The 10,946-nt window shown below is 73.7% G+C and carries 4 protein-coding genes; all 4 read left to right on the forward strand.

Features of this window, described 5'->3' with window-relative positions:
• Nucleotides 1-128: 128 nt before the first annotated feature.
• The 4 genes from NQO67_RS28365 (at nt 129) to NQO67_RS28380 (ending at nt 10,775) form a co-directional block, all read left to right on the forward strand.
• Nucleotides 129-971: an endonuclease I family protein gene (locus NQO67_RS28365; protein ID WP_255953126.1), complete on the forward strand. Its 843-nt coding sequence runs from the start codon at nt 129-131 to the stop codon at nt 969-971.
• 266 nt (nt 972-1,237) lie between these two features.
• Entirely contained in the window at nt 1,238-4,537 is a 3,300-nt protein-coding gene (locus NQO67_RS28370) for a GH116 family glycosyl hydrolase (RefSeq protein WP_255953127.1), read from the forward strand.
• Between the two features lie 437 nt (nt 4,538-4,974).
• Nucleotides 4,975-5,853: a DUF4132 domain-containing protein gene (locus NQO67_RS28375; RefSeq protein WP_255953128.1), complete on the forward strand. Its 879-nt coding sequence runs from the start codon at nt 4,975-4,977 to the stop codon at nt 5,851-5,853.
• The gene (locus NQO67_RS28380) at nt 5,850-10,775 is read left to right on the forward strand and encodes a DNA-binding protein (protein WP_255953129.1); all 4,926 of its coding nucleotides are present in this window, start codon (nt 5,850-5,852) and stop codon (nt 10,773-10,775) included. The genes NQO67_RS28375 and NQO67_RS28380 overlap by 4 nt, the downstream gene beginning before the upstream one ends.
• Nucleotides 10,776-10,946: the final 171 nt, after the last annotated feature.

The following is a 10,946-nucleotide window of genomic DNA, read 5'->3' on the forward strand; positions in this document are numbered from 1 at the left end:
CACCTGCACCGCACCGAAGTTCGTTTTGCGCCATCTGTTGGCGACCGGGGACCTGTGACAGAGTCGCTCACGATCGAATGTTCGTCCGTGCCCCGAACGGACGGGGCATCATCGAGAGGACCCCCCACATGTCCCGAACGCCTCTCCCCATACCCCGCACGGCGACACTGGTCGCGGCCGCGGTGGCGGCCTGCGCATCCGTCGCCCTGCTGCCGCCCCAGGCGGCACCGGCGGCACCGGCCGCCCCCGCGACGTCGGCGACGTCGTCCACGACCCCCGCCTCCGTCGTGGCCGACTACTACGCCGACGCCGAGGGCAAGACCGGCGCCGCGCTGGCGTCGGCGCTGCACACCATCATCAGCGACCAGGACACCGTCACCTACGACGGTGTCTGGGACGCCCTCGTGGACACCGACCGCGACCCCAACAACTCGTCGAACGTCATCGAGCTCTACACCGGCAAGTCGATCGCCGCGTCCGACCACGGCGGCAACGTGGGCCAGTGGAACCGCGAGCACGTGTGGGCCAAGTCCCACGGCGACTTCGGCACGGCCACCGGACCGGGCACCGACCTGCACCACCTGCGTCCGGCCGACGTGCAGGTCAACTCCATCCGCAACAACAAGGACTTCGACGAGGGCGGCTCCGCGGTCGACGGCGCGCCCGGCAACTACACCGACGCCGACAGCTTCGAGCCGCGCGACGCGGTCAAGGGCGACGTCGCACGCATGATCCTCTACATGGACGTCCGCTACGACGGCGGCGACGGCTTCCCCGACCTGGAGGTCAACGACAGCGTCGACAACGGCACGAACCCGAACATCGGGAAGATCTCCGTGCTGAAGAAGTGGAGCGACGAGGACCCGCCCGACGCGTTCGAGAAGAACCGCAACGACGTCATCTACAACGACTACCAGCACAACCGCAACCCGTTCATCGACCACCCGGAGTGGGTCGACAGCATCTGGTGACCCAGCACGGCGACGTGAGGTGAGCCCGCGGTTCCGTTCCCCGGGCTCACCCCGTCCGTCGGGTCCACCCCGTCCGCGGGGCTCACCCCAACGGGCCCAGCACACCGGCCAGAACCCTTGACGTCACCGGCGCTCCGCCGTTGAATGCACGTCAGGCCCGTTGGAGAAATCGATTTCATGCCACGGGTTCTCGGGTATTCGGGATTTCGTACCGCCCGCATCGCACACGCACCCCATCCGCCCCGCCAACGGAGAGGGCCCCGCTGATGGCCGGCCGCATCATGGAAGGGGACTCCGCCGACTGCTGCGGCGGATCCGCCTGCTGTACGCCCCAGTCGACCGCACTGCCGTTGCCGAGCCCGACGGCGCCGAGCCGGCGGGGCTTCCTCGCGCTCGGCACCGCCACCGCCGTTGCCGCCGCTGCCGCCAGTCTCGGCATTCCGGCGCAGGGTGCCGTCGCGGTCCCCGCGGAGAAGGGGCTGACCCGGGGGCGGCGGGCCGCGCTCGCCGCCCGGGGTGCCGCCACCCGGTACCGTTCGGCCGCCGCGCAGGCGAACATCGGGATGCCGGTCGGCGGGGCGAACGCAGGGCAGGTCTACCTGTCGGGGGACGGGCGGCCGTGGTTGTGGGAGGTGTTCAACCCGGACGGGTTCCCGTACGGGGGCGCCGACTGGCAGGGGCTGCACTACGCCGACCCGCTCGGGCTCGCCGCGCCCTTCCGTACCGGGTTCGCGCTGCGCTGGAGCGGCGGGACGCGCAGCCTGGACGGCGACGGCTTCCCCGACGTCACCTTCACGGGGCGGTATCCGGTCGGCACCGTCGATTTCGCCGACGGCGACGCCGACCTGCCGGTGTCGGTGCGGCTCGACGCGTTCTCGCCGTTCGTGCCCACCGCCGCGGACGACTCCTCGCTGCCGGCCACCGTCTTCGAGTACACCCTGACCAACACCTCGGACCGCACCGTCGACGTCCAGCTGGTCGGGCTGGCCGAGAACCCGGTCTGCGTGAGCAGCCGTATGACGCAGCCGATCACGCTGTCCGCGGCGGCGTTCGACACCGAGGGTGCCGTCGGGATCCAGCATTCCGCACGCGCCGGTGACCCGCCGGAGCAGCCGCGGGAGGAAATCGTTTTCGAGGATTGGGAGCGCACGGACTACGCGGGCTGGACGGCCTCCGGCACCGCCTTCGGGTCCGGGCCGGTCACCGAGGCCGAGTGCCCGGACTACTTCCGGCGCGAAGGTCCCCTCCAGATCACCGGCAGCCGCTTCGTCACCTCGCACGACTTCCGGGCGTCGAACGGCGACAGCGGCGCCGCCGACGACTACCAGGGCAAGCTGGTCAGCAACCCCTTCACCATCGAGCGGCGCTACGTCGTGGTCAACGTCGGCGGTGGCTCGCAGGCCGGGCGTGCCTGCGTGAACGTCGTCGTCGACGGGACGGCGGTCGCGTCGTTCACCGGCCGCAACTCGGAGACGCTGGCCGAGCGTGCCTGGGACGTCGGCCCCTACCAGGGCAAACAGGCCACCATCGAGATCGTCGACACGGCCACCGGCGGCTGGGGCCACATCAACGTCGACCGCATCCGCTTCACCGACACCCCACCCGCCGCCAAGCCCGTCGACGAACTGACCGACCACGGCACCTTCGCCCTGGCCGCATGCCACCCGGACGCCGTCGCCCGCCCCTCCATCGCCGCCTGGGACACCCCCGACGACTGGTTCGACGCGGCCGACGGGCCCGCGGACGCCGACGGGGTGGCACGGCGGCTGGCCGGCACCGTCACCGTCCCCGTGCGGCTGGCGCCCGGCGCGGCGCAGACCGTGCGCTACGTCCTGGCCTGGCACTTCGACCTCGTCAACCGGGAGAAGTTCAGCCTGCTGGACGGTGCGAGCGAGCTGCGGCGGCACTACGGGACCCGGTTCGCCGACGCGCAGGCCGTCGCCGCGCTGCTCGGTCGGCGTGGCGCGGAACTCTCCGAGGCGACCCGGACGTTCGTGACCACCTGGTACGACGACTCGACGCTGCCGCACTGGTTCCTGGAGCGCACCCTGGTCCCGGCGTCGACGCTCGCCACCAGCACCTGCCACCGCTTCCAGGACGGCCGTTTCTACGCCTGGGAAGGCGTCTACTGCTGCGACGGCACCTGCACCCACGTGTGGAACTACGCCCAGTCCGTCGCCCGGCTCTTCCCCGAGCTGGAGCGCGACACCCGCGAGCGGGTCGACTTCGGCCTGGCGTTCCACGCGGACACCGGCGCCATCGACTACCGCGGCGAGTACGCACGCGAGGTCGCGCACGACGGGCAGGCCGGCACCATCCTGCGGGCCTGCCGCGAGCACCAGATGGCCCCCGACGACGCGTTCCTCACCCGCGTCTGGCCGCGCGTCAAGAAGGCCACCGAATTCCTCATCGGGGAGGACGGCGCGAACGGGCAGGCTGCCGACGGCATCCTGGAGGGCCGCCAGTACAACACCCTGGACTCCGCCTGGTACGGCGAGATCCCCTGGATCAGCGGCCTGTACGTGGCCGCGCTGCACGCCGCCGCGCTGATGGCCGACGACATGGCCGACGCGGACTTCGCCGCCCGCTGCCGCGGCCTCGCCGCCGCCGGCACCAGCCAGCTCGGCGAGCAGCTCTGGAACGCCACGTACGGCTACTTCGAGCAGCACCTCGACCCGGCGCACACCGACGCGATCAACTCCAACCGCGGCTGCCACCTTGACCAGATGTACGGGCAGACGTACGCCTTCCAGCTCGGGCTGCCCCGGGTCTTCCCCGAGGACAGGGCGCACACCGCGCTGAAGAACATGTTCACCAACAACTTCCTGCCGGACGCCCAGTCCTACAAGGACGTCTCCGGGATCCCCGGCGGGCGCGTCTACAGCACCGAAGGGGAGGCCGGGGCGCTGCTGTGCACCTGGCCGTTCGGCGGCTCCGACATCGCGCCGGGCACCGGCGAGGCGTTCGCGATCGGCTACTTCAACGAGGTGTGGACCGGCATCGAGTACCAGTTCGCGGCCCAGCTGATGGCCGAGGGCATGGTCGACGAGGCGCTCGCGGTGACCCGCGCCGTGCACGACCGCTACGCGGCGGACAAGCGCAACCCGTACAACGAGATCGAGTGCTCCGACCACTACGCACGCGCGATGATGAGCCACGCCGTCTACCTGGCCGCCACCGGCTACGCCTACCACGGCCCGCGCGGCCACCTCGGATTCGCGCCCAGGCTCACGCCGGACGACTTCGCCGCCGCGTTCACCACCGCGGAGGGCTGGGGCCGCTACCGGCAGCGGCTGACCGCAGCCGGCGGCACCGCCGCGCTGGAGCTCCGGCACGGCAGGCTACGGCTGGCCTCGTTCGCCACCGGGATCACCGTCGGCGGCGGGGAGCACGGTGAGAGCGCGGCGCGGCTCGCCGCTGCGACGGTGCGGCGGGTCACCTCCGGGGGCCGTGAGGTGACGTTGAGCGGGCACCGGGTCACCGTGTCGGAGGGCCGGGCGCTGGTCACCCTGGCCGAGCGGATCACCCTGGAGAAGGGGGACACGCTGGTGGTGACGGTGGGGTGAGCGGGGCGGTCCTGCCCTCCCGCTCCTGACGGCGCCCGGCGGTCGCCGCGATGGCCAGGCTTGCCGAGGCCCGCCGCCGCCCGCCACGGAGAGCGCCGCCCCGTTGCCGGCACCGACCCGTCGCCGGCACCGACCCGTCGCCGGCCGCGACCGGATGCGTCCGCACGTCCAGGTGCGTCTGCACGTCCAGGGCACCGCCCCATCACCTCGTCGCGCGTCGCGAGCCAGTCGAAGCCCCGCGATTCGTCACCGGACCCGTGCCGCAGCGGCAACCCAACGCCGGCGAGACCGACTGTCGGTGGCGTCCACTAGCGTTCCTGCAACTGCCGCGCAGGTGTCCGCACACGGATCTCCTCCCGGCGGTTCCTGGCTGCGCCGGATTCCTGAATTCCGGCGCGTTGCCACCAATCGAGGAACGGTACGAGAGGCGGGGGCCGATGGGTTGGCTACCGGCGGGTGACGGGTACGAAGTCACCCTCGTGGAGGGGCGGGTGGCCGCCAGGAGCACGGCGGGGCGCTCAGCGGGGCGGCAGTTGAAGACGCTGCCGAAGAAGGTGCGCGAGCATCCCGAGGTGGACCGGCTGCGCCGGCTCGCCGAGTGGCTGGACCGGCACGTCGCGTCCTGCCTGGCGCAGGTGGACGCCTGGATGGTGTCCTCGTTGCCCGTGCCCACCGGGCTGCTCGCCCGGGTGTGGCCGGACGAGGCCTGGCAGTCCGTGCTGCGTGACATGGCCGTCGTCGGGGACGACCCCGACGAGGTCGGCTTCCTCCGGGACGCGACGGAATCGGGCGAGTTGCGGGTGGTCAACCTCGACGGGGAGACGGTCAGGCTGTCGCCGCACACCGTGACTCTGCCGCATCCGGTGCTGCTGCCGGACCTGGACGACCTGCGGGAGTTCGCCGCCGAACTCGGCATCACCCAGCGGGTCGAGCAGATCCACCGGGCCACGTGGGCGAAGCCCGCGGAGGCGGAGCTGAAGAAGAACGCCACGGACGTCGACGAGTTCGCCGGGGGCCGCTTCGCGTCCCGCTTCGGCCTGGCGGCGCGCGCCACCTCGCTCGGCTACCGGGTCTCCGGTGGCTATGCGTCCTGCCAGATCCGGGAGACGGGCACCGCGGGCACGGTCGAGGCGTCGGTGTGGATCGGCGAGCCGTACTGGGACGACGAGGTGGAGACCGGCTCGCTGACCTGGCGCGACCAGGACGGGCGGGCGCTGCGGCTCCGGGCGGTCGGCCCCGTCGCCTGGTCGGAGGGGATGCGGATGGCCGCGGCGCTGTACGCCGGCCGCACGGTCGAGGAGGGGAAGGACGCATGAGCACGGAAACGGGCGGCGGCACCGAAGCCGAGGAACTGCTGAAGGCCGGGGCGGTCCTGCCGCCCGGCACCGACGGCGGCGACCGGGCGGTTCCCCTCACCGCCCGCACCTACCGCCATCCCGCGCTCGACGGCCGCCTGGTCGTGCGGCTGGTCGCGGGCGAGCTGGGCATGGCCGAGGACCTGGCCGCCGGCTTCCTCGGCCTGGAGCCGGACGGCGAGCCCGCCGAGGTCGGGCTCGGGCTGCGCCAGGCCCTGGGCTTCCCCGAGTGGGTCCTCGTGCACCATCCGAAGGACGGGCACCACGCGCTGGCGATGGTGCCCGAGCTGAAGAAGGCCACCCGCCAGATCAAGTCCAAGCCCAAGAACGCCATGGACGCCTGCCAGGCACTCGCCGACCGGCTGGCCGTGGCGGTGCCGCACTTCCTGCCCACGTTCTACGAGGAGGTGGGCCGGGCCTTCCTGGGCGCCGACAACGCCACGTACGCGGCACAGGTGTTCGGCAAGGCACGGGCGGCCGAGGCGTCCCACGGCCTGGCGATCGACGAGGAGCGCCTCGACGCGGTCTTCCTGGAGTTCGCGCTGGCCGGGGCGCTGCCTGTGAAGACGCTTTCGGGATACGCGAAGGAGTTGGCGCGCCGGGTCCCTGCGGACGAGGCGCTGCGCAGGTTCCGCAGGCTGTGCGTGCGCCGTACCGCGGGAGGGCTTCAGCCGTCCGCGCAGATGGCGACCGACCTGCGCCGGCTGGCCAAGGCCGCGGGGACCGACGGCGACACGGAGGAGCAGGGCTACCTCGCCGAGCTGCTGGAGCTGCCGCCGACGATGAGCGCGGCGCTCGGCTGGTGGAAGGCACACCGCGCGGCGCTGGTGGCGCTGGCCCGCCGGGAACCGGGGATCCGCGGGAAACTGCTGGACCTGATGCCCGAGGCCAACGACAGCGATCTGTGCGCCCTGTGGCTGGAGATCCTGGAGGAGTCCGGCGCCACCGAGGGACTGGGCTCCGGCGACATCGCCGCGGAACTGCGGCCCGCGGACGGCACGGCGGGCTGGCTCCGGCGCTTCCACCGGGCCAGGCTCCTCGGATGGCGTGGCTCGGCGGCGCGGCTGCCCGCCCTGTACCCGCTGGTGGAGCGGGTGGCGGACCGGCTGCGTGCCGAGCTGACCCAGGCCGGGGAGGAGCTCGACGTCATCTCCGACCTGGACCTGCTGGACCTGCTGCTCGCCCTGGACGTCCCCGTCCGCACCCCCGGCAGGAACGAGTACCTGCCGCTGGAGCGCTGGGCGGACGGCGAGGGCCAGCGCGACCTGCTGGCGGTCTCGAAGGACGAGCGGTTCGGGCCCGCGTTCCACGGCGCCGCCGAACGGTTCGGCAACGACCGCGACGGCCAGCGGGCCATCCACCGCCTGGTCGGTTCCCCCGGCGGGCGGCCCATGCTGGCGGCGTGGGTGCGCGACGTCGCCGCGCGGCCCCTGGCGGCCGGGCTGCCGGCGCTGCCCGCCGCGATCAGCAGGCTGACCTGGCTGCCCGGCGAGGCGCTCGCGCTGGCGGAGCAGGAGGTCACCGCCGCGGCCTCCGCCGACCTCGCCACCGAGCTGGCCAGGACCCTGCGCGGCGGCCTGTTCGACGAGCTGGGCTGGCCCGAGTGGGACCAGGCGGTCGCCGACCTGGCGCCCGTACGCCACCACCACGGCCAGCGTGTCACCACCGCCGAGGCCTGGCCCCACCTGGTCGTCGCCGGTGACACCCGGGTCCGCGTGCTCGGCCCCGAGGGCGTCGCCCTGGAACACGACCTGCGCGTCAACCGCAGGGAGCTGTCCGGCCAGCCCGGCTTCCACTACGTGGACGGCGAGCTGCTCGTCTTCTGGCGGTACAACTACTACGGCGATCTGCACGGTTACTGGCACACCGCGGCCGGCGAGCCGCAGCGGCTGGAGGGCAGCCACGTCAACGTGTGGCAGCCCCGGGGCAACGACACGATCTCCCTGGCGCTGCCCGGCGGCGGGCGCACCACCGGCGGTGGGGTCCTGCACCGCGGCGACACCGCCCTGCCCGCGGAGCGGCCGGTGGCCACCGACGGGACCTCGTACTGGGTGTGGCTGACGTCCTCGGAATCCGGCGCTGACCGCTCCGGCTGGCACGAGTACGACCCGGCCACCGGCAGCCACGGCCGGCCCGCAGGGCCGAGCTTCCTGGCCGACGCGGTGTCCGGCTGGCTGCGGCCCGCCCCCTCCGACACGCCGTCACCGTTCGGCGTCCCGGTGAACGGGCTGGTCGGCTGGCGTGTCACCCACCTGCCCGACAGATCCGTCGGGGAGGACCTGTCCGGGCGCACGGTCACGGTCGGCAACGCCGAACACGGCCGCTGCACCCTCCGCGCCGCACTGACCTTCCCCGGCGACGACCGGCCCCGTGCGCTCGCCCACTCCTGGCGCAGCCTCAGCATCATCGACCCCGACGGGGTGATCACCGCCGTCGCCGACGAGGGGTCCGACGGTCCCGGCGACTTCAGCGCGGGCACACCCCTGCTGCCGCCCACGGAGTACTGGCACTACCTGCGCCCTCGCGACCCGGATGGCTCCACCGCGCTGCGCCGTGCCGACCGCGACACCGCAGCCGCCCTGCTCAAGGGGGCCGCGGCCGTCAGGGACGACAAGGAGACCGGCCGGGACGGCGCACGCGAGATGCGCGAGCTGATCGCGGTCGTCCGTGACGTGCTGCCGCAGATCGGCGACGCAGCACTGGCGGCGGGCATCGCCGGCGTCGTGCGCTACACAGCCACCGAGCAGGACCACCTGGACCAGACGGCGGTCCGGCTGCGCCGGGCCCTGTCCGGCGAGCAGGACGAGGACGAGCAGGAGACCGGGCCCCGTGACGTGCTGCTCCAGGACGCGCTGGACGGGCTGAGCGGGCAGTACAACCGCTACCAGCGGCAGGGCGAATCCCGGACCGCAGCCGCCCAGTTGCGGATGATCGGCGCGGCGGTGCGCGAGCCCGCCGCGCTGCGCCCCGAAGGCCGCGTTCCGCGCTCCCACTTCGAAGGCCGCGGGCTGCCTTCGGCGCAGGCGGACTGGTCGAAGGCGGCCGGCGGGTGCGCCGCCGTCGCGTTCCGCGCCGCCTCGCAGCTCACCTCCGAGGAGCATCGCGCCGCGCTGACGGAGCTGCTGGGCGAGCTGGACGCGCTGGGCATGACGACGAACACCTCGCGGTGGCGCCGCTGCACGTTCAACCTGGACCACACCCAGATCAGCACCCTCAACGACAACGGCAACTGGTGCGCGCTGTGGCCCACGCAGGGCGCTGACGACACCGCGTTCCTCGCCGTCATCGACACCTACTGGGAGAACGGCGGGCGGGGTTTCACCGCGGTCCACCACGATCCGTCCGGCCGGTTCGACGTGCCGGAGCCGTACCGGATACAGACCGCCGCGCCCCTCGGCGAGGACCGGGCCGAGGGCTGGTGCGAGGCGTTCCTGAACGCGGCCGCCGAGCGCGGTCCCGCGCCCTGGCGCCCCGCGGCGGCGGAGCGGTTCGCCGAGCTGACCGGGGTGACAGCCACCATGGCGCGGCTGGTCGTGGCCGGGCTGCCGTTCGTGGACAGCTACGAGCGCAACTTCCTGCCGCCCGAGGTACGCACCGCCCTCGGGGTCAAGGCGGCCGACGCCGCCGTGGCCCGCGGCGAGCTGCGGGACCTGGCCGTCGAGGTCCGCAGGGCCCTGGTCGGCGCGTTGCTGCCGGCCGACCCGGTCCGGCTCTGGACGGAGGGGCCGGACGTGGACGCCGCGGCGGCCCTGTGGATCGAGAAGGTGGGGCGGCGCGTTCCCGTTCCCGAGGCGCTGCTCGGCGACGCGAGCCGGACGCTGCGGATCGGCTGGCACCCGTCCCACGCGCTGCCCGCCCTGCTGGAGCCCGCGGCGTCCGCGCCGCTCAGCCGGGACCTGAACTGGGGCGTGCGGGGCGACCGGGTGGTCCCGCTGGGCGAGGACACGCGCGGCTTCACCGCGGACACGCTGGTCAGCGTCGTCGCGCTGGCCGCCTGGACGGCGCACCGGCTGCCCGCCGGCGACCCGATCCGGGCCGCCCTCGCGCCGGCCCTCGCCGTGGTGCGCGAGCGCCTGGCCAACCCGACGCTGGCGCTCGACCTCAACCGGTACGTGTCGCTGCCCGAGTTCCGCAAGGCGGCGGGCACCCCCACCGAGACCGGCGACGGCTTCGAGCGGTACGGCGCCGTGCTCATGGCCACCCACGACGACCAGCCGTCCCCCGCGCTGCTCGTCCGCCATCTCGACCCCACCGGCTCCGACCCGTTCCTGCCCGCGCTGCGCGGGGCGGCCCAGCAGCCGTTCCCCGCGGAGGTGGCGCTGCGTGTCGCCCTCGATCCCGGCTTCGCCGAGCTGCTGGGGGACCCTGGCGACCCGGTCGCCGGGGAGCGCGGCAAGGACGGTTCGTGGTGGCCGCAGGACCCGTCCCGTTCGGTGCCCGGCCTGGTCGCCGAGGCGGCGGCCCGGCACCAGCTCGGCGCGGACGCGGCAGCGGTCTACCTGATGCTGCTGGCCATGCCGGACCCGGTGGACCGCAGCGTCGCCCGCTGGACCGGCTGGAAGCCGGCACGCCTCAAGGCCGCCCGCGCCGAACTGGCCGCCACCGACCTCGTCGTCGAGGCCACCCGGACGAGGGCGGGGCGCTCCCTGTTCCTGCCGGGCGGCTGGACGGACCAGGCGAGGGGGCTGCTGCCGCTCGAGCAGTGGAAGCTGCCCCTGTTCGGGCTGACGGCCGGCCAGCCGGCTCCGCTGGGCGTGGTCGTCCCCTTCGAGCCCGCCGCCGCGCTGTACCGGCGGGCCTGGCAGCGCGTCCTCGACGGCGACCCGCCGCGCTACGCGGAGCTGAAGGTGCGCGCCGGCCGCGGGCGCGGCAGGCGCCGCTGAACCACGGGTGGTGCGGCACCGGTCCCGCCGGTGCCGCACCCCCGGCAGCGCACCACCAGGGCCACCACCACCCCCTATGACGATCACGACGGCCCATGACGGCCCATGACGGCCCATGACGGCCCATGACGGCCCACGACGGGCCGTGACGGCCCGTGACGATCACGACGA

Origin of the sequence: Streptomyces odontomachi, from assembly GCF_024435355.1 — a bacterium.
Classification (GTDB): Bacteria; Actinomycetota; Actinomycetes; order Streptomycetales; family Streptomycetaceae; genus Streptomyces; species Streptomyces odontomachi.